This is a genomic window from Bacillus sp. TH19, from assembly GCF_016651075.1.
GTDB classification, from domain to species: domain Bacteria; phylum Bacillota; class Bacilli; order Bacillales; family Bacillaceae_G; genus Bacillus_A; species Bacillus_A mycoides.
The window spans coordinates 171493-190772 of the sequence record NZ_JAEKEO010000007.1 but is presented as its reverse complement, the minus strand read 5'-3'; the positions used below and the strand labels follow the sequence as shown (position 1 = coordinate 190772).

Here is a 19280-nt window from a genome sequence, read left to right as displayed (position 1 = left end):
AAGCGTGATAGTCAATCTTGATAGTTTCTCATTTTGAACACTTGCTATTTATATGAAGAAAGTAGTGGATCCTTCTTAAATTACTTTTGGATGTGGAGATCTATGTTCACACCAATAATTCAAATTTTACAAATTGATTTTCCTGAATTAGATCTTATTCATTCTGTATCGACAGGGTATGGTGGATTGCTTGGTGCTGCAATTAGTGCCAAGTCCGATATACCATTTATTCTAACTGAACACGGTATTTATTCTCGGGAGCGTGAAGAAGAAATACTACAATCTACTTGGATACCAATTGAATATAAAAAAAGATGGGTTTCTTTCTTTCATCACTTGTCTCATCAAGCATATGAACAAGCCGCTGATGTAATTACGTTGTTCGGCCGAAATAGTGCATATCAAAAAGAATTAGGTGCTCCGGCCCATAAACTAAAAATCGTTCCAAATGGCGTTACTTTATCTGACTATAAAGGGTTACGTAAACCAAAATACAATTCGGATAAACTCATCATTTCCGCTATTATACGAGTTGTGCCAATTAAAGATGTAAAAACAATGATTTATGCAGCTAAATTATTATTAGAAAAAAATATTCCATTTATATTTTACTTACTAGGTCCTGATACAGAAGAAGCAGAATATGCTCAGGAATGTCGTGATTTAATTCAACAATTAGGATTAGAAGAGCATGTAATAATGACCGGCAAAGTAAATATTAAAGATTACTTAAAACAAACAGATATTCTCGTATTAACAAGTATATCTGAAGGACAACCATTAGCCTTGTATTATAAAATTGTGATGCTATTTTTATTTTTAGCTTTAAACATCATTTGGATTCAATCCATTTATTTAACAGCAGCTAAAGATTATCAGTCCATCGCTCTTGCATTTTTAATTGGTTCCATTTTCTCCTTATCTGGAATTGCGCTTATCGCTTACTGGCATCCAACACTTGGAATAGAACACGGATTGGCCCTATTACTTTTAATTTCTTTTACAATCGGGACTTTCATTACATTAGTGTGGTTAAGTATAGTTATTGTACGAATGTTTCCAAATAGTGATGCTACTGAACAATTTACCTTTCTTTCTTATTTAGATAAATATCCAGAACTATTTTGGTCAAGCTTACTTTACAATATTGGCATTTGGGTATGTAACTTTGTTATTTGGTTCGGAGAAGGGCGAGGAAATATTGAAAACACGTTTATTTATCATCAAATTTATGATACATCTGTTTTCTGGGCTTATTTAAGCATTATCCCAACCTATATTTTCTTCGTAGTATCCATTGAAACAAGGTTTTATGAACGGTATAAGAAATTCTTCGGTTCAGTTAACAATGGGGCGACATTAAATACAATTTTACAATTAAAAGAATCAATGAACTTTGTCCTAAAGCAAGAAATGGAACGAATACTTCGTAATCAAGGTATTTTTTCTTTACTTATTATTTTTATAATATGGATGTTTAGTTCACAATCTGGAAACGTAACACTTGAATACTCTATTTTGCAGCTGACTATAATTGGTGCTTATGCAAACGGGATGGTCCTTGTTATCACGTTACTACTCTTATATTTTGAAGATCGTAAAGGGGCATTTCGAACATCAGCCCTGTTCTTTTCTGCAAATTTGTTATTAAGTCTTCTTCTACTTCCATTTGGGTTCAATGGTTACGGTATTAGTTTTGCACTTGGATCTTCTATTACATTCTTATATGCTATTTCTAGACTCTTTACTTACATTAAAGATATTGATTACTATACGTTTTGTCAGTCAAATACTCCTATAAAACGGCGAACTTTCTTTACTAAATTTGCTAATAAACTTAATGGAAATAAATAAATAAATAAAAATGACCTTTTGCTCCCGCAAAAGGTCATTTTTTTATCTGGTTATTAAACTTCTAGATAGCCATTTTTGTTATTTGATTGCCATCTCCAAGAGTCTGCACACATCTCTTCTAATCCGCGTTTTGCTTCCCATCCTAATTCACGCTTCGCTTTCGATGCATCTGCAAAACATACTGCCACATCACCAGGTCGACGCTCCGTAATTTTATAAGGAACTTCTTTGCCCGAAACCTTTTCAAATGCTTCAACCATTTCCAACACACTATAACCAGTACCTGTACCGAGATTGTATGCATCTATCCCAGTAGTGCCAAGTACCTTTTCAAGCGCCTTTACATGGCCATTTGCTAAGTCTACAACATGAATATAATCACGGACACCCGTGCCATCTTTTGTTGGATAGTCATTTCCAAATACACTTAATTCCTTTAACTTCCCTACTGCTACTTGTGTTACATATGGCATTAAGTTATTTGGAATTCCGTTTGGATCTTCTCCAATACGTCCACTTTCATGTGCACCAAATGGGTTGAAATAACGAAGTAATGCAATACTCCATTCTGCATCCGCAAATGCTACGTCACGCATAATTTGCTCAATCATTAATTTCGTTTGACCATATGGATTTGTTGCACTTAATGGAAACTCCTCCGTAATTGGTGATGTTTCTGGGATACCATACACTGTTGCAGATGAACTGAAGATCATCTTCTTCACATTATGCTTCTGCATCACTTCACATAGCACTAATGTGCTTGTAATGTTGTTATGATAATACGTTAACGGAATTTCTACTGATTCCCCTACAGCCTTAAAGCCTGCAAAGTGAATAACAGCTTCAATTGTATTTTCTTCAAAAATCGTATCAAGTGCTTCTCGATTTAAAATATCTTCTTTATAAAATTTAAACTGTTTTCCTGTTATCTCTGTCACTCGATTTATAGACTCTACTGAGCTATTCGAAAGATTATCTACTACTATAATTTCGTAACCGTTTTTTAGTAATTCTACGCATGTATGACTACCAATATATCCTGCTCCACCTGTTACAAGTATTGCCATAATTATAGTCCTCCATATTTCATTCATTATAAACTTCTCAAAGTATATCACATATTTCTTATCATATGTTTATTATGCGAACACAGAAACTTACATTTTATCCCATGATTTTTTGTACAATACACGATTCAAATCAGGTAATAAAAAAACGCCACATAACAGACATCGCGTGGCGTTTTTTGATCAAATTACGTAACAATATACACTTAGAAAATGCGCAAGACTACCTAACAATACAAAAACATGAAAAATTTCATGGTGTCCCATATATTTAAACTCCAACCATTTTGGCTTCGCACCGTAAATAAACCCACCAATTGTATAAAAAATGCCTCCAAGTACTAAGAAAATAATACCTCCTGTACTTAGATTCTCAGCTAGCGGTGCAAAGAATAGAACAATTAACCAACCCATCAGAAGATAAATTGCTGTCGATAACCATCTTGGACAATTAAACCAAAACATTTTAAAAGCAATACCACAAATTGCCGTTGCATAAACTAAACAAAATAATAGTAAACCATTTGCCGAATTTAATGTAATTAAGCAAAAGGGTGCATATGTACCTGCAATTAATATGAAAATCATAGAATGATCTAGCTTCCTAAAGAAATAAATAACACGTTCACTGGCTACGACACTATGATACACAGCTGATGCCATATAAAGGACCATCATCCCGATACCGAATAAAATAACAGCTGTAATTGCAGCAACAGATGGCATCTTAACAGAAACTTTCACAAGCATAGCTAATAATGCAATAAATGATAATACAGCTCCTCCTAAGTGAGTAAATGCATTAACCGGTTCTCTTACATAAACATTCATATAAACACCCCTCATATAATTACATGTAGTTTTCATAACTACATGTAATTATATACATATTATCCTTGCGGGTCAACATTTACAATTCATTTGTTTCGTAATACCATATTTAAAGATATACTAAACATTAAGTTCCACTAAGTTATAAAAGTGAGGGGTTCTACGTGGAAAATATAAATAAATTACTTGAATCATTACATTTAGAAAAAAGTATTAAACTTGAGGATATCCCAAATGTCGACTTATATGTAGACCAAGTTGTCCAACTATTTGAGAATACTTATGCGGATACAACAAGAACTGATGATGAAAAAGTATTAACAAAAACAATGATTAACAATTACGCAAAAGGGAAAGTATTCATCCCTATCAAAAATAAAAAGTATTCAAAAGAACATATGATTTTAATCAGCTTAATTTATCAATTAAAAGGAGCTCTTTCCATTAATGATATAAAAAGCTCCTTAGAAAATATAAATGCACCGTTAATAAACGACGATACATTCGAATTAAATACTCTATATAAAGATTACCTTTCTCTTACTGACACCAATGTGGAAAGCTTTAAGCAAGACGTGAATAACCGTGTTAAGGAAGTAAACGAGGTTTCTTCCTTAGAAGATCCAAAGCTAGAAAAGTTTTTATTACTAACATCCTTCGTGACTATGAGTAATATGTATAGACGTTTAGCAGAGAAACTAGTTGATGACCTCAAAGAAACTTAAACAAAAAAACTATCCACCTGTTAGAGGTGGATAGTTTTTTGTTTACTTAATTGCTTCATGAACCTTTAATTGTTTCCCTTTAATCGTTGTGTTTTTCATATTTTTTAAAACAAGTGGTCCTTTTCCATTTAATATTTCAACGTAAGAAACATTGTCTTGTATTGTAATAATTCCTATATCTTCTGCTGTAACACCTTTAATTTTAGCAATTGTACCGACGAAATCTACCGCCCTAATTTTCTTTTTCTTCCCGCCATTAAAGTACAATTTCATAATTCCTTTGTTTAGGTCTGCATTTTTATCTTTCTTTATAATTGGTTTAGCATGTATCTTTTCCTCAAATACTGCTTTCCCTTTCATAACTTCTTCTTTTGAAGGTGCAAGTGCCTTTGGAATTTCAAAGCCAATGTACTCCTCAATCTCTTCTAAAAATCTATTTTCATACGGCGTCATGAATGTAATAGCTTTCCCGTTATTACCAGCTCGTCCCGTTCTTCCCGTACGATGTACATAACTTTCTTTTTCTAATGGAATATCATAGTTAATAACATGTGTAATATTATCAATATCAATTCCTCTAGCAGCTACGTCTGTCGCTACTAAATAACGGAACTTTCCTTTTCTAAAATCGTCCATAACTTCAAAACGATCTTCTTGTACCATACCACCATGTATTTTGTCACAAGGATAGTTAACCCGCTTTAACTGCTGAAATACGTGATCTACATTTTCTTGCGTACGGCAAAAAATAATACAACTATCTGGATTCTCAATCGTTGTTACATCTTTAAGAAGTGAAAGCTTCTCCTCTTCTCTCATCTCAAAAAGTGTATGTTCAATTTTATCTGTTGTAATCCCGGTAGCCTTAATTTCAATATGCGTTGGCGAATCCATATACGTACGAGATAACTTTTCAACATCTTTTGGAAGTGTTGCTGAAAATAGCATTGTCATTCGTTTTTTAGGTAATTCGTCAATAATTGCCTCTACTTGATCGATAAAACCCATATTCAGCATTTCATCCGCTTCATCAATAACTAAATACTTCAAACACTCTAAAGAAAGGGTACCTTTTTCAATATGATCTAACACACGGCCAGGAGTCCCAACTACAATATGTGTTTTTTGCTTTAACTCTAATTTTTGACGTGCAAATGGAGATTTACCATAAACTGCAGCGGCCTTAATTCTTTTGAAACGACCTATATTCGTAATATCTTCTTTTACTTGCACCGCAAGCTCTCTCGTCGGTGTTAAAACTAAAGCTTGTGGCTTATTCTCTTCCCACTCCACCATTTCACAAAGTGGTATGCCAAATGAAGCGGTTTTTCCACTTCCAGTCTGTGATTTCACGACAAGGTCTTTCTTTTGCAAGGCAACTGGAATAACCTCTCCTTGCACTTCCGTTGGATGTTCATATCCTAAACCAGTAAGTGCTCTTACAATTTCTTTACTTAATGCATAATCGGTAAAACTTTTTTTACTCATATATTAACCTCTTTTTATTCTGTATTATTTTCTTTTTTCGCTTTTTCTATCAATGAATCATCATATACCTTATTATCACCTTATTCATTATACTTGAAAGCTCACATAAAAAGGCGAATCATTCGTGATTCGCCTGACTAAACAAAAGGATCTTCTATTTTAAAAACTTTTTAAAAATATTATTCCATATTATTCTGCCTTCTGACCGGTAATAACACTTTCTTTCTTCGGCTTCTCTTCTATTACTTTTTCTTCCTTACGGTTCTCATCTTTTGTTTTATCTACATCTACTTCCCTCGGCACACTCTGTATAATTTGTTCATTCGCATTTTGATAATATATTTTAAACTGTTCTTTCCCTTTCGTTTCCCTAATAATTACGTTAAGTTGCTCTTTTACATCCGCAAACTTCTGCTCGTTTTTCGACTCCTCTACTTTAACTAGCATTTGCTTATATTTTTCTTCCTCATCTTTTTGATTAGCTAAAACTTCTCGTTTTTCTTTTGCTTGTTTGGCTAATATAACTGAACTAGCAGAATCATTTTCAATTTCCCTCAATAACGAAATTGCTCGGTCTATATTACTTTCCTGTAATGCTTCAATCATTTTATTTATTTGTTTGATTCACCTTCAACCTTATTTCCCGATCATCCTTCTTTTCTTTTAACGCTAATTCAAAAGATACGACTGCTCTATCGTATTCTTCATTTTCCAATGCTAAATCTCCTTGTTTCTCTGCCTTATCAAATGCATCATTATTGCTACATCCGGCAGTAACCAACAAAGTTATTCCTATTATTAGTATTAACTTTTTCATAGTATTTCCCCAGCTCCCTCGCTCAAAATAAGAAGCATACATACAATCTTATGCAATTATCGCAACTTTCCTTACTTTTTTATAAACGAACATTATGCATAATAAATCTATTTAAATTCGTTTTTAACGTTATTTTTAAAATGTATTGGCTTCTTTTCAAAAAAACGTTAAGAAAATCTTTGACTTCTTACTGAAAATGATGTAAATTATCCTATAGGCGAACATTTTCAATTAATAAAAATAAAATATTCGTATTTTAGGGGTGTAAATGATGGAAAACGTATTTGACTATGAAGATATTCAATTAATTCCTGCAAAATGCATTGTAAATAGCCGATCTGAATGTGATACAACTGTCACTTTAGGAAAACATAAATTTAAATTACCTGTCGTACCTGCAAATATGCAAACGATTATTGATGAAAGAATCGCAACTTATTTAGCTGAAAATAATTACTTCTATATCATGCATCGTTTCCAACCAGAGAAACGAATTTCATTCATTAGAGATATGCAATCACGTGGATTAATTGCTTCAATCAGCGTTGGTGTTAAAGAAGACGAGTACGAATTCGTACAACAATTAGCTGCTGAGCAACTTTCACCTGAATACATTACAATCGATATCGCACATGGTCACTCTAACGCTGTGATCAACATGATTCAACATATTAAAAAACATTTACCAGAAAGCTTCGTTATCGCTGGAAACGTTGGAACTCCAGAAGCGGTAAGAGAATTAGAAAACGCTGGCGCTGATGCAACAAAAGTTGGCATTGGACCTGGTAAAGTTTGTATTACTAAAATTAAAACAGGCTTTGGAACTGGCGGTTGGCAGCTAGCTGCACTTCGCTGGTGTGCAAAAGCTGCAAGTAAGCCAATTATCGCTGACGGTGGTATTCGTACACATGGCGACGTGGCTAAATCAATTCGATTTGGAGCAACTATGGTTATGGTCGGTTCTCTATTCGCAGGTCATGAAGAGTCTCCAGGGGAAACAATCGAAAAAGATGGCAAACTTTATAAAGAGTACTTCGGTTCAGCTTCTGAATTCCAAAAAGGTGAGAAGAAAAACGTTGAAGGTAAGAAAATGTTCGTTGAGCATAAAGGTTCTTTAGAAGACACTTTAATCGAAATGGAACAAGATCTTCAATCTTCTATCTCTTACGCTGGTGGAACAAAATTAGACGCAATTCGTACTGTAGATTATGTAGTCGTGAAAAACTCTATTTTCAACGGGGACAAAGTATATTAATTTATAAATTTAACTAGAAGGACAAGCATTTTTTATGATTGTCCTTCTTTTTCATGTATAAAAATGTAAAATATTTTCATTTCACTGAATTTTCTAGTATCATGTTTTTAGATACTTATAATAAGGGGGATATAACAAATGAAAAATGTAATTGAGAAACGCCTTATTCGCGCGGAAGTCTCTACTGAATTGACATGGGACCTTTCTGATTTATACGAATCTGATAAAGAGTGGGAAACTGCATTACGTGTATTAACAGACGATATAAAAAAACTTGATGCATTTAAAGGACAATTACACACTAGCCCCGCTACCTTATTAAATTGCCTACTTTTAGAAGAAGAACTTTTAATGAAGCTAACAAAACTCGGCGCATATGCAAATTTAAAAGAATCCGCTGATCGTACAGATTCAGTTATTCAAGCGAACTCTTCCAAAATTTCCGCTCTAGGAACGAATGTACATACCGCACTATCCTTTATTCATAACGAAATTCTCTCATTTGAGGAGGGAACAATTGAAAAATATTTAACTGAGGAAATAAAACTTGAACCTTTCCGTAAATCATTACTAGAGATACTCAAAAAGAGGCAGCACACACTCTCTCCTGAAACAGAAGAAGCTCTTGCTGCACTCGGCGAAGTTCATAGTTCACCCTACAAAATTTACGGCATGACTAAATTAGCCGATATGGATTTCCCTTCTATACAAGATGAACAGGGAAATGATTTGCCTGTATCGTTTGCATTATTCGAAAGCAAATATGAATTTTCTCCAAGCGCATATATACGTAAAAAAGCATATTCATCATTTGTTTCCACATTGAAACGATATAAAAATACAGTTGCAACAACATATGCTACTGAAGTAAAAAAACAAGTGGCGCTTTCTCGTTTGCGCAAGTACGAGTCCGTTACCGATATGCTTTTAGAACCTCAAAAGGTTCCACTTGAAATGTATAACAACCAACTAGATATTATTTATAACGAATTAGCGCCTCATATGCGCCGTTTTGCAGATTTAAAAAAGAATGTATTAGGGCTTGATCAAATGCTTTTCTGTGACTTACATGCACCGTTAGATCCTGAATTTAATCCAACAATCACTTACGAAGAAGCTGGCAAACTCATTCAAGATTCTTTAAAAGTATTAGGAAATGAATATAGTTCCATTATCGAAAAGGGCTTCAAAGAAAGATGGGTAGACCTTGCAGATAACGTAGGAAAATCAACAGGTGCCTTCTGCTCTAGCCCATACGGTTCTCACCCTTATATTTTAATTACATGGCAGGGTACGATGCGCGGGTGTTTCACATTAGCTCATGAATTTGGACATGCTGGTCATTTTTATTTAGCAAATAAAAATCAGCGTATTATGAATGTGCGTCCATCTATGTACTTCATTGAAGCTCCATCAACGATGAATGAATTACTATTAGCCCAGCATTTACTTGCGACTACTGAAGATAAGAGAATGCGCAGATGGGTTATTCTGCAACTACTCGGCACATATTACCACAACTTCGTTACCCATCTACTTGAGGGAGAATATCAAAGAAGAGTATACGCTCTAGCAGAAGAAGGGCAAGCACTCACAGCTACAACTTTAACTGAAATAAAAACGAAGGTCCTTTCGACATTCTGGGGAGATTCCGTAGAAATTGATGAAGGCGCCGGTTTAACATGGATGCGTCAACCTCACTATTATATGGGCTTATATTCTTACACATATTCTGCGGGACTAACTGCTTCTACCGCTGTAGCTCAAATGATTAAAGAAGAGGGACAACCTGCTGTTGATCGCTGGCTTGATGTACTCCGTGCAGGCGGTACAATGAAACCACTTGAATTAATGAAACACGCTGGAGTAGACATGTCAAAACCAGATGCAATCCGTAAAGCTGTTTCTTACGTAGGCTCCTTAATTGATGAATTAGAACGTTCTTATCAAGAATAAAAATAAGCCCTCGCTTTATGAGGGCTTATTCTATATTTACTTTCCAAATCTTTTGCGGTATCCGCACTTTCTACATAGTTCTTCTACTGCAACCCTTTTTGAAAATCCATCTACAATATTGTTCGCTCTTTCGCCTTCAATAATATTAGAGAATGAATCATTATTAATATTTCCAAGATTAATAATTCCCTCACCATCTAGACAACAAGGAATAACCGTTCCGTTCGCTAAGATTCCAGCCTGATTTCGAAGACCATGACAGAATCCTTTTCCATCATCCTCTTCTTCATGCAATGCCGGCCACTGGAATTCATAGTCTTGATTAATAAAGACACGTTCCGCAATTTTTATACCTTTTCCCGGTGTAAGCTTCTCTTCAATTTGATAAGATAGATCAAACTCATTTTCAATTATAGATAATAAATCCCTATTTTTTTGGATTTCAGCATTTGTTTTATTATCCTGAGTTAAATTCCATAATCTTAGTGAAACGATTAAGTCCGATTGACTTGTTGCCTCTCTAATGAAAGAAAGTATACTCCTTACATAGCCCTCTTTATCTTGCGAACCTGGGTGTCCATCAAAACTGTGCAGTGAAAAATTCATTTGTCTTAACGCAGGCTTATTTAACAGTCTATGCCTTCTCTTATTAATTAACGTTCCGTTCGTTGTAATATTAACTTTAAACCCTTTTTCATGGCTTAAATCTAATAGTTGATCTATTTTCGGATGGAGCAACGGCTCACCCTTCACGTGCAAATAAATGTAGTCTGTGTGAGGTTTAATTTGGTCTAATCTTTTAGCAAAATCCTCTACAGAAATGAATTGCTTCTGCCTTTCCGTCGGCGGACAAAAGCTGCACGCAAGATTACATACACTCGTAATCTCCAAGTAAAACTTCTTAAACTTCTTCACCTTTAATTCCTCACTTCTATGACTACTTATACTTTTTCCCTCTTCATATTACAGCATATTTTTTTAGAAATAGAAACATACTTATTTTAGGAAATCTACATACCATCTATTAATGTTTAAAAGACCATCGGTGATTTTTGTCCAATGGTCTTTTTTACTCTTTATATACAAATGAAAAATTTATTTATGGTACGGTTCACCACGATTAATCCGAAACGCTCTATACACCTGCTCAAGCAATACTAGACGCATTAATTGATGTGGTAATGTCATCTTTGAGAAAGAAAGAGATTCGTTTGAACGCTTCATTACTTCAGAACTAAGCCCCAGTGATCCACCAATTACAAATGTGATCTTGCTCTTTCCATATGTAGCAAGGCGATCTATACTTACCGCAAATTCTTCTGATGATTTTTGTTTTCCTTCTATAGCTAACGCAATGACATGCGTATCATCAGAAATTTTATCCAGTATACGAATACCTTCTTTTTCTTTTACAATTAACATTTCTGCTGCACTTAAATTTTCTGGTGCCTTTTCATCTGGCAATTCAATTACTTCTACTTTTGCGTAAGAAGATAATCGTTTTAAGTATTCTGCTATACCTTGTTTTAAGTATTTTTCTTTTAATTTTCCGATTGAAATAATCGAGATATTCACATTTATTCCCCACCTTACAAACACGTTATCCACAGGACTTATCCACATATCCACAAATGTTACCCACATATTGTGTGAGAATCTGTGTTCGATACAACATATGTCGCCTCATTTTGACAAAATTCACATGTTTTTTTCTCTTCTTTAGAGTTATCCACATTGTTAATAACCGGTGCGACTTCACACTCATCCACAATGATATCTAATGCTAATTCAACATGTTCTAAACAACAAGGTAAATTCATATTCCTCACCTCACTTTTCTACAATAGAAAACAGGAGGTAGGCCCTCCTGTTTTTAATACTTTTGAATGCCTAATTTCACCGTTGTTGTCGCTCGTTTTGTACCACGATAAAACGTAAGAGTCATTTTATCATTAATTTTTTTATTATATAAGGCCGTGCGGAACCCAATAATATCGTGCACCGCTTTTCCATCTACCGCCACAATAACATCATGTTCTCTAAGACCCGCATCCGTACCTGGCGAAGGACTTTTCACATCTAAAATGCAGACTCCTTCTGTTACGTTACCTGGTAAGTGTAATGTTTTTGACCAATAGTAACTCGGAATCTCATTTAATGATCTTAGTTCAATCCCAACGTAAGGTCTTCTTACTTTACCGTACTTTTCTAGTTCATTCATAATAGGAACAGCTCTCGTAACTGGAATAGCTAATCCAATTCCTTCTACTTCTTTTGCTGCAATTTTCATTGAGTTAATACCTATTAATTGTCCCGCTACATTTACAAGCGCTCCACCACTATTACCTGGATTAATTGCCGCATCTGTTTGCAATACTTCTACTTGCCAATCGTAATGTCCATCTTGATCTAAATCTACAGGAACAATACGCTCATTAGCCGAAATAATACCTTGTGTGACAGTTCCGGAAAATTGTAACCCCAGTGGATTTCCAATCGCAATAACTGGTTCTCCTCTACGAACGGTATTAGAATCGCCAATTTCAATCACTTTCTTCACATGCTTCGCATCTATTTCTAGTACAGCTAAGTCCGTGACTACATCGGTTCCTAATACTTTACCTGGAATTTTCTTACCGTCACTTAAGCTCACTTCAATACGATTCGCCCCAGTAACAACGTGGTTATTCGTTACAATATACGCATGTCCATCTGTTCTCTTATAAATCACACCAGAGCCTGTACCAGCTTCCGAATCAGCCTCCGAAAAATTGTCTCGTTGAATATTAATAACACCAACAACAGCCTCTGAAGCACGATCAACAGCGTCTACAAAGCTAATCTGTTTAACAGGAACATTTCCACTTTGAGCTTCAGCCATATTTTTTTCACTTGCTTCAGCTTGCGGAAGCTTACCTGCATGATTTGAAAATAAAGGAGCTCCAAATGCAAATAATGAAGCCCCTACAATTGTCCCCGCTATGCTAGAAATGACAATACCTTTATGTTTCTTTTTTCCTGCACGTTTAATACGATATTTTTCTTCATCAATAAAGGACATATTTGTTCACCTATCTTCCTGAAAACAACTATATTCACCTTTATTGTTTACTAAAATGAAGAATTATACGTATTGAATTTTCGTAGGCATTTTTTGATCCGTATCATGTATTTCAAAGGATTCTCCAACCCCAAAACCTTTTTCTTCTAATACTTGTGATACAGACATACGCGCTAATTCTTTCATGTTATTATCTAAGCTTAAATGTGCTAAATAAATGTGTTTTGTCTCATCTGTAATAACATCAGCCATCGCTAATGCAGCGTCCTCATTACAAACGTGGCCAACGTCGCTTAAAATACGTCGCTTAATGCTCCATGGATAGCGTCCCATACGAAGCATTTCCACATCATGATTACTTTCAAACACGAAAGCATTTGCTCCCTTAATAACACCTTTCATACGGTCACTTACGTAGCCCGTATCTGTAATAAGAGCTAACTTTCTATTATTGTTATGAAAAGCGTAAAACATCGGTTCCGCCGCATCATGAGAAACACCAAATGATTCAACTTCAATATCCCCAAATGTTTTCACGTCTCCTATTGAGAAAATGAATTTTTGATCAGTTGGGATATTACCTATTAAATGTTCCATTGCAGTCCATGTTTTCTCGTTCGCATAAACAGGTAAATCATATTTACGCGCCAATACACCTAATCCTTTAATGTGATCACTATGCTCATGTGTTACAAGAATACCTGATATGTCATTTATATTCAGTTCAGCTTGTTTAAATAAAGCCTCTGTCGCTTTACCACTTAAACCTGCATCGACAAGCAGTTTTTTTTCATCTGTTCCTACATATAGCATATTCCCTGTACTTCCACTTGCAAGTACACTAAAATGCATGCTCATTCTTTCTCACTCCATTATGTTCTTCCGGCACTTGAGTTTCCCCTAATTCCATAACTTGTCCTTCAATTGCATTCACAAAAAAATCCTTTTTTTGTTCTGTCTTTAAGTTCCATGTTGGAGCAAGCACTTGTATATTAGAAGAAGACTCCGCAAGAGTCGCATATCCAATCTGCGCCTCTTTCACGTGCGTATTTTCTGCAATTTTATTTTTCAAATATATATTTTCTAAAGCTGTTTGAGCAGTAATAATTTCTTGTTCTTTCGTCTTTTCGCTTTCGCCCATTTCCTTCAAATCCGTTAACATTGTTTGTGTATATGAAATAAGCTCATTTTTTTCATTTAAATCTACAACAATCATCGCACGATTATTGTAGAAGATTGGTTTATCTTTATACTTTTGAAAGAAGTAAATTTTTGAGTCCTTTATTGCTCCAAACTCATATTTTTGTCCATCCAGCACATAATTTTTCAAAAACTCATTATACTTATCTTTTGACAATGATTTTGTATTTAAAAAAGGCTCTTTTAATTTACCCTCTATTTGATATTCCTCTTGCACATGCGCTGTCTGATTTTTTAAAGATTGCACATCTTCTTCTTTGAAACCCTTATTTTTTGCCATTATAAATGACTCTTTTTTCGGTTCTTTAGGGAAATTTCCCATAGTAATTTTTTCAGCTTTTAATTGTTGATCGATTTTCGTTTCCGTCACAAGTTCTAATTGATTACTATCTTGCTTCTGAATGAACTGAAAGATAAGAAAGAGGTCTAAAACAAAAAAGGTCACAATAAATATGGTTTTAATTCGATCCCAATCCATTTAGTCCCCCCTCACTCCACTCATATATTTGTTGCTTACCATCTTCTTCACATTTTACATACCATATCGGCTGTAAGACAGCGATTCTCACATCACTGATGGACGGTTCCAATGACATTTTATAACCAATACCAACATCCTGAATTGATTTTTTATCAATTTCTGGATTATTCTCTAATGATGTCATCACTGTACGACCTGATGCGAGAGAAGTTGTTTGTTGTTTACTAGGCAAAGTAATACTGAACTCAAAAAAGGGTCTTTCATACTGCATAATTTCACCTGAACCCCATACTTGTTTTAATTCCGCTATTCCATTTGCATTAAATACAGGCAAACCATCCTCATATAAACGGAATGAAGTTTTCCTCCCATTAATATAATCAAAACGATAGGACTTCAAGGACCCACTATGCCCACTTACAAAGTCAAAACTTTTTTGTAAAATTACCGCATTATCCGTAGATTTATCACCATGTACAGCGGAATTTTTATATTTCAACATTGCATCCGACTTATCAATTTCCATAGAACGGATGCCATCTGTAAATGTTTCCTTTGTTTTCTCAGAAATAGGACTTAAATAACGTGGATCACTAAATAAAGCATTTTTAAATGGATCCACTTCTAGTTTAGCTGTAATATACTCTGCCTTACTTAATTCCGTAATCCCCTCTGGTAAAAAAAGTTTTTTTGTATCATTTATTTGATACTCAAAATATGGTCTTGCTACTGTTATAAGTTGATTTTGAGCATTTATAATATCCTTTATATAAGCACCACTCAATGTTGCTTGATATATTTTATGAGGAGTATCATAGGAAACAAAGCTAACTTTAATTTCTTGGTCCTTACTTCTAGAAGGATCAATTATAATACGATTAAAACTTCTGTTACTTTCTATGTTTTTATCTTTAATATTAAACATATTTTTAATCGTATCTAATGGGATATTTGTAGGAAAAACAAATTCAATTTTTTCTTCTCCGTGTACATAAGACAGAAAATCACCTTTAGGGACTGTCCCCGTTATTTCCTCGAAATTATGTAATTCTCCGTTTTCAAGAATTTTATAGATCGAATCCACATTTTCCTTTTTTTCGCTTACATAATGATTTTTCTCTTTATGAATAACGACAGAGGATGGGCGAACAACCTCCGAAATCTTTATCGTATTTATCTCTTCGTTACCTTGAACGAACTTTGTATTTTGCATAGAAGTAGAATCAGGAACATATGTCCACAAGTTAAAAGTAAGAAATAGACTAATGACAACCAAATTAATTAGAACTATCGTTTTAAAGTTTTCCATACTCATTCCCAATCGTCCTCTTCATCTGTCGCCATTGGCAATGTGAAATAAATAGTTGTCCCTTTTCCTTCCTCACTTTTCGCCCAAACCGAGCCGCCATGTGCCTCAATCATTTCTTTCGCAATGGCTAACCCAAGACCTGTACCACCCATTTGTCTCGAACGCGCTTTATCTACACGATAAAAACGTTCAAATATTTTATCTACATTTTCTTTCGGAATTCCCATTCCTTGATCACTCACACTAATCTCTAATAACTCCCCGCGGTCACGTAGGCGATATGTTACTGTACCACCTTCTGGCGAATATTTTAGTGCATTGGAAATAATGTTATATAAAACTTGTGTAATTTTGTCTGTATCCATATCAATAAATCGAGATTTTTTAGAGAAAGATCGTTTGAAGCTTACATTTTGCTCTTTAGACATTTCAAAACGATCGATAACGTTATTAAAGAAATCAGTAAAGTCGACCCATTCCTTCATTAGGCGATGTTCTGTACTATCTAGTTTAGATAGTTGTAACAATGCATTTACAAGCCTGATCATTCTTTCCGTTTCTTCTTGTGTAACTGTTAAAAATTGCGGTGCAATATTGGGATCTTGCCATGCTCCATCAGTAAGTGCTTCTAAGTAACTGCGCATCGTTGTTAACGGCGTTCTTAACTCATGAGATACGTTCGCAACAAACTCACGGCGCTCTTGTTCTATCCGCTCCTGCTCTGTTACATCATATAATACAGCAATTAAACCATTTGCCTTCCCTGTTTCTTTTTGAATAACAGAGAAACTAGCACGTAAAATATATGGTTCATTTCTCGTACTAAAATCTAATAAAACTGAATCAGGCTCTTCATATAAATGATCCAGTGTAAATTCTTCTTGTATTCCTAGCACTTCTAACACTGATTGATCTAGCGCCGTTTCACGCGAAACATTTAACATCTTTTCCGCAGGATCATTTAATAAAATGATATCCCCTTTTCGATCAGTAGCAATTACTCCATCTGTCATATGTGATAAAACGGATGATAATTTTCGTCTTTCACTTTCTGTGGAGGAACGAGCTTGTTGTAATTTTTTAGATAAATTGTTAAAAGATAATGCTAATTGTCCAATCTCATCGTGACTATGCACCTTTACTTTTCGCGAATAATTTCCTTTCGCCATTTCAATTGCTTGTCTTCGCATATCTGAAATTGGTCTCGTAATTGTTTGAGCCAATAAAATTCCAAGTACAGCTGTTACTAATAAAGCAATTACTGTACCCGTTGCGAAGATTTGGTTGATGTCCTTCATTTGTTTATACACATCTTCCATAGATGCAACGATATGAATGACACCAAGTACCTCTCCGCCTGGATCTTTTAGAATAGGGGTAATCATAACTTGAACTCGATGACCTGTATTTCCATCTTTCTCAATCTTTGACTCTGGTTTCTTTTGTACCATTACCCGTTGTACAGCTGTATCTGCTGACGTTCTTCCTACCTTATTTTGCTTAGACCCGTCTGAAATTGCCATTAATTTTTTAGTAGAATCAATTACACTTACTTCTTGAATATCTTTCTTACGATCTGATGCGAATTTTTGAATCGAATCATTAATAGCTTTATCTACTGATTCTGTTTTAGGACGTTCTTTTACAAACTCTTGCTTCAGGTTATAAGAAAGTAGATTTGTTTGCTGCGTTAAGGAATCTTGAAAGCCTTTTACAAGGCTTTTTTCTAATTCCCTGACGAAATATACACCAATTACTTGCATTGCTATTAATATTAACAGCATATATATGAGCACAAATTTTAAATGAATAGATTGAAAAAAACCAACTTTCTTCATATACTATTCCTGTTCTGGGTCACGCAAGTAATACCCTACCCCACGTCTAGTTACAATTAAAGTAGGATGACTTGGATTATCTTCAATTTTTTCGCGTAAACGACGTACTGTTACGTCTACTGTACGTACATCTCCAAAATAATCATAACCCCAAACTGTTTGTAATAAATGTTCACGAGTCATAACTTGACCTAAATGCTTCGCTAAATAATGTAGTAATTCAAATTCACGATGTGTAAGCTCAATGCTTTCTTCACGCTTTGTTACACTATAAGCGTTCGAATTGATAACGATTGGTCCAATAACCATTTCGGTATTTTCTTCTTTCTCTGCAGCACCACCCTGCTGATGGCGACGTAAATTCGCTTTCACACGAGCAAGTAACTCCCTCGTACTAAATGGCTTCGTTACATAATCATCTGCCCCAAGCTCAAGCCCTAATACTTTATCAATTTCAGAGTCTTTTGCTGTAAGCATAATAATTGGCATTTCTGAGCTTTTACGTATTTCACGACATACCTCTAAACCGTCTTTTCCCGGTAACATAATATCTAATAAAACCATATCTGGCTGTTCTTCATTTGCTTTTTCAATCGCCTCATCACCATCATGCGCCATTACAATTTCAAAACCTTCTTTTTCTAGGTTGAACTTCAAAATATCCGCAATTGGCTTTTCATCATCAACTACTAAAATTTTCTTTCCCATCATCGTCTATTTCCTCCTTATAAAAATATGATCAATAATCCTCAAACATATTGGTGTTTCTATAGTATGTTCCTATATGACAACAATCTTAGTCTAAGTATTTCTCCTCTATTCTCATAGACTCATGTATCATCCACTTTTACACGGAATCCTATACGATCTATAGAAAAACCTCTAGCTTCAACTGCTAGAGGCTCCTCATTCTATTGTAAAATAACTACCCACATTTGTAAAACTGGACAAAATAAAAAGGATATTAAGTGGGCCCACTTAATATCCTGAGAGTGGCTCGGGACGGAATCGAACCGCCGACACGAGGATTTTCAGTCCTCTGCTCTACCGACTGAGCTACCGAGCCAAAACTATATATAAAACCACTAATGGTGGTATAAACAAAAGTGGCGGTCCCGACCGGGGTCGAACCGGCGATCTCCTGCGTGACAGGCAGGCATGTTAACCACTACACCACGGGACCAAAAATGAACATAAAAAAACATGACCCGTACGGGATTCGAACCCGTGTTACCGCCGTGAAAGGGCGGTGTCTTAACCACTTGACCAACGGGCCACGAAAAATAAAATGGTGAGCCATGAAGGATTCGAACCTTCGACCCTCTGATTAAAAGTCAGATGCTCTACCAACTGAGCTAATGGCTCATACTCACCAACGTCATATTTTCGTGACGA

18 protein-coding genes and 4 tRNA genes are annotated in these 19280 nt (G+C 35.0%); 4 read left to right on the top strand and 18 right to left on the bottom strand.

What is annotated here, in order from left to right; all coding sequences use genetic code 11:
* Nucleotides 1-33: 33 nt before the first annotated feature.
* Nucleotides 34-1854 carry an exopolysaccharide Pel transporter PelG gene (pelG, locus tag JFU54_RS04730; protein ID WP_201063816.1) on the top strand — a complete coding sequence of 607 codons (1821 nt, stop codon included), beginning with the start codon at nucleotides 34-36 and terminating at the stop codon, nucleotides 1852-1854.
* 53 nt (nucleotides 1855-1907) lie between these two features.
* Here pelG and galE read toward each other — a convergent pair whose 3' ends face one another.
* Entirely contained in the window at nucleotides 1908-2924 is a 1017-nt protein-coding gene (gene galE, locus JFU54_RS04725; protein ID WP_002191357.1) for a UDP-glucose 4-epimerase GalE, read from the bottom strand.
* 183 nt (nucleotides 2925-3107) lie between these two features.
* Nucleotides 3108-3755 (bottom strand): PAQR family membrane homeostasis protein TrhA, encoded by a 648-nt coding sequence (gene trhA, locus JFU54_RS04720; RefSeq protein WP_002016441.1) that lies wholly within the window; start codon nucleotides 3753-3755, stop codon nucleotides 3108-3110.
* Nucleotides 3756-3919: 164 nt separating this feature from the next.
* On the opposite strand from trhA, the gene JFU54_RS04715 reads away from it, so the two are divergent.
* Nucleotides 3920-4480 (top strand): DUF1836 domain-containing protein, encoded by a 561-nt coding sequence (locus JFU54_RS04715; RefSeq protein ID WP_201063814.1) that lies wholly within the window; start codon nucleotides 3920-3922, stop codon nucleotides 4478-4480.
* A gap of 42 nt (nucleotides 4481-4522) precedes the next feature.
* On the opposite strand, the gene JFU54_RS04710 is transcribed toward JFU54_RS04715, so the two are convergent.
* The 3 genes from JFU54_RS04710 to JFU54_RS30335 form a co-directional block, all read right to left on the bottom strand.
* Nucleotides 4523-5968, bottom strand: coding sequence for a DEAD/DEAH box helicase (locus tag JFU54_RS04710; RefSeq protein WP_002191358.1), 1446 nt, complete (start codon nucleotides 5966-5968; stop codon nucleotides 4523-4525).
* Between the two features lie 189 nt (nucleotides 5969-6157).
* The gene (locus JFU54_RS29680; RefSeq protein WP_242489418.1) at nucleotides 6158-6574 is read right to left on the bottom strand and encodes a hypothetical protein; all 417 of its coding nucleotides are present in this window, start codon (nucleotides 6572-6574) and stop codon (nucleotides 6158-6160) included.
* A gap of 1 nt (nucleotide 6575) precedes the next feature.
* The gene (locus tag JFU54_RS30335; RefSeq protein WP_242489417.1) at nucleotides 6576-6785 is read right to left on the bottom strand and encodes a hypothetical protein; all 210 of its coding nucleotides are present in this window, start codon (nucleotides 6783-6785) and stop codon (nucleotides 6576-6578) included.
* Between the two features lie 271 nt (nucleotides 6786-7056).
* On the opposite strand from JFU54_RS30335, the gene guaC reads away from it, so the two are divergent.
* Nucleotides 7057-8040 (top strand): GMP reductase, encoded by a 984-nt coding sequence (gene guaC, locus JFU54_RS04695; RefSeq protein WP_002068771.1) that lies wholly within the window; start codon nucleotides 7057-7059, stop codon nucleotides 8038-8040.
* A gap of 138 nt (nucleotides 8041-8178) precedes the next feature.
* Entirely contained in the window at nucleotides 8179-9996 is a 1818-nt protein-coding gene (gene pepF, locus JFU54_RS04690) for an oligoendopeptidase F (protein WP_201063812.1), read from the top strand.
* 36 nt (nucleotides 9997-10032) lie between these two features.
* On the opposite strand, the gene JFU54_RS04685 is transcribed toward pepF, so the two are convergent.
* The 13 genes from JFU54_RS04685 to JFU54_RS04625 all read right to left on the bottom strand — a co-directional run bounded on the left by JFU54_RS04685 (nucleotide 10033) and on the right by JFU54_RS04625 (nucleotide 19250).
* The gene (locus JFU54_RS04685) at nucleotides 10033-10911 is read right to left on the bottom strand and encodes a radical SAM/SPASM domain-containing protein (RefSeq protein WP_002016446.1); all 879 of its coding nucleotides are present in this window, start codon (nucleotides 10909-10911) and stop codon (nucleotides 10033-10035) included.
* 180 nt (nucleotides 10912-11091) lie between these two features.
* Nucleotides 11092-11571 (bottom strand): 23S rRNA (pseudouridine(1915)-N(3))-methyltransferase RlmH, encoded by a 480-nt coding sequence (gene rlmH, locus JFU54_RS04680; RefSeq protein ID WP_002130178.1) that lies wholly within the window; start codon nucleotides 11569-11571, stop codon nucleotides 11092-11094.
* 59 nt (nucleotides 11572-11630) lie between these two features.
* A complete protein-coding gene (locus JFU54_RS04675; protein WP_002035001.1) occupies nucleotides 11631-11816 on the bottom strand; it encodes a CxxH/CxxC protein in 186 nt (61 codons plus the stop codon).
* A gap of 53 nt (nucleotides 11817-11869) precedes the next feature.
* Nucleotides 11870-13057 (bottom strand): S1C family serine protease, encoded by a 1188-nt coding sequence (locus tag JFU54_RS04670; RefSeq protein ID WP_088293173.1) that lies wholly within the window; start codon nucleotides 13055-13057, stop codon nucleotides 11870-11872.
* 63 nt (nucleotides 13058-13120) lie between these two features.
* Complete coding sequence (locus JFU54_RS04665) at nucleotides 13121-13915, bottom strand: MBL fold metallo-hydrolase (protein WP_201063810.1); 795 nt, start codon at nucleotides 13913-13915, stop codon at nucleotides 13121-13123.
* Complete coding sequence (locus JFU54_RS04660; RefSeq protein ID WP_002143956.1) at nucleotides 13899-14735, bottom strand: two-component system regulatory protein YycI; 837 nt, start codon at nucleotides 14733-14735, stop codon at nucleotides 13899-13901. Before JFU54_RS04660 ends, JFU54_RS04665 begins: the two co-directional genes overlap by 17 nt.
* Complete coding sequence (locus JFU54_RS04655) at nucleotides 14716-16053, bottom strand: YycH family regulatory protein (protein WP_002143957.1); 1338 nt, start codon at nucleotides 16051-16053, stop codon at nucleotides 14716-14718. The genes JFU54_RS04660 and JFU54_RS04655 overlap by 20 nt, the downstream gene beginning before the upstream one ends.
* Nucleotides 16050-17885: a cell wall metabolism sensor histidine kinase WalK gene (walK, locus tag JFU54_RS04650; RefSeq protein WP_002143958.1), complete on the bottom strand. Its 1836-nt coding sequence runs from the start codon at nucleotides 17883-17885 to the stop codon at nucleotides 16050-16052. The genes JFU54_RS04655 and walK overlap by 4 nt, the downstream gene beginning before the upstream one ends.
* A gap of 3 nt (nucleotides 17886-17888) precedes the next feature.
* Nucleotides 17889-18596 carry a cell wall metabolism DNA-binding response regulator WalR gene (gene walR / locus JFU54_RS04645; protein WP_000971867.1) on the bottom strand — a complete coding sequence of 236 codons (708 nt, stop codon included), beginning with the start codon at nucleotides 18594-18596 and terminating at the stop codon, nucleotides 17889-17891.
* Between the two features lie 282 nt (nucleotides 18597-18878).
* Nucleotides 18879-18951: transfer RNA gene (locus tag JFU54_RS04640), tRNA-Phe, on the bottom strand.
* 41 nt (nucleotides 18952-18992) lie between these two features.
* A tRNA-Asp gene (locus JFU54_RS04635) sits at nucleotides 18993-19068 on the bottom strand.
* A 21-nt stretch (nucleotides 19069-19089) separates the two neighbouring features.
* Nucleotides 19090-19161, bottom strand: a tRNA-Glu gene (locus JFU54_RS04630).
* Nucleotides 19162-19174: 13 nt separating this feature from the next.
* Nucleotides 19175-19250 (bottom strand) — tRNA-Lys (locus JFU54_RS04625).
* Between the last annotated feature and the right edge of the window lie 30 nt (nucleotides 19251-19280).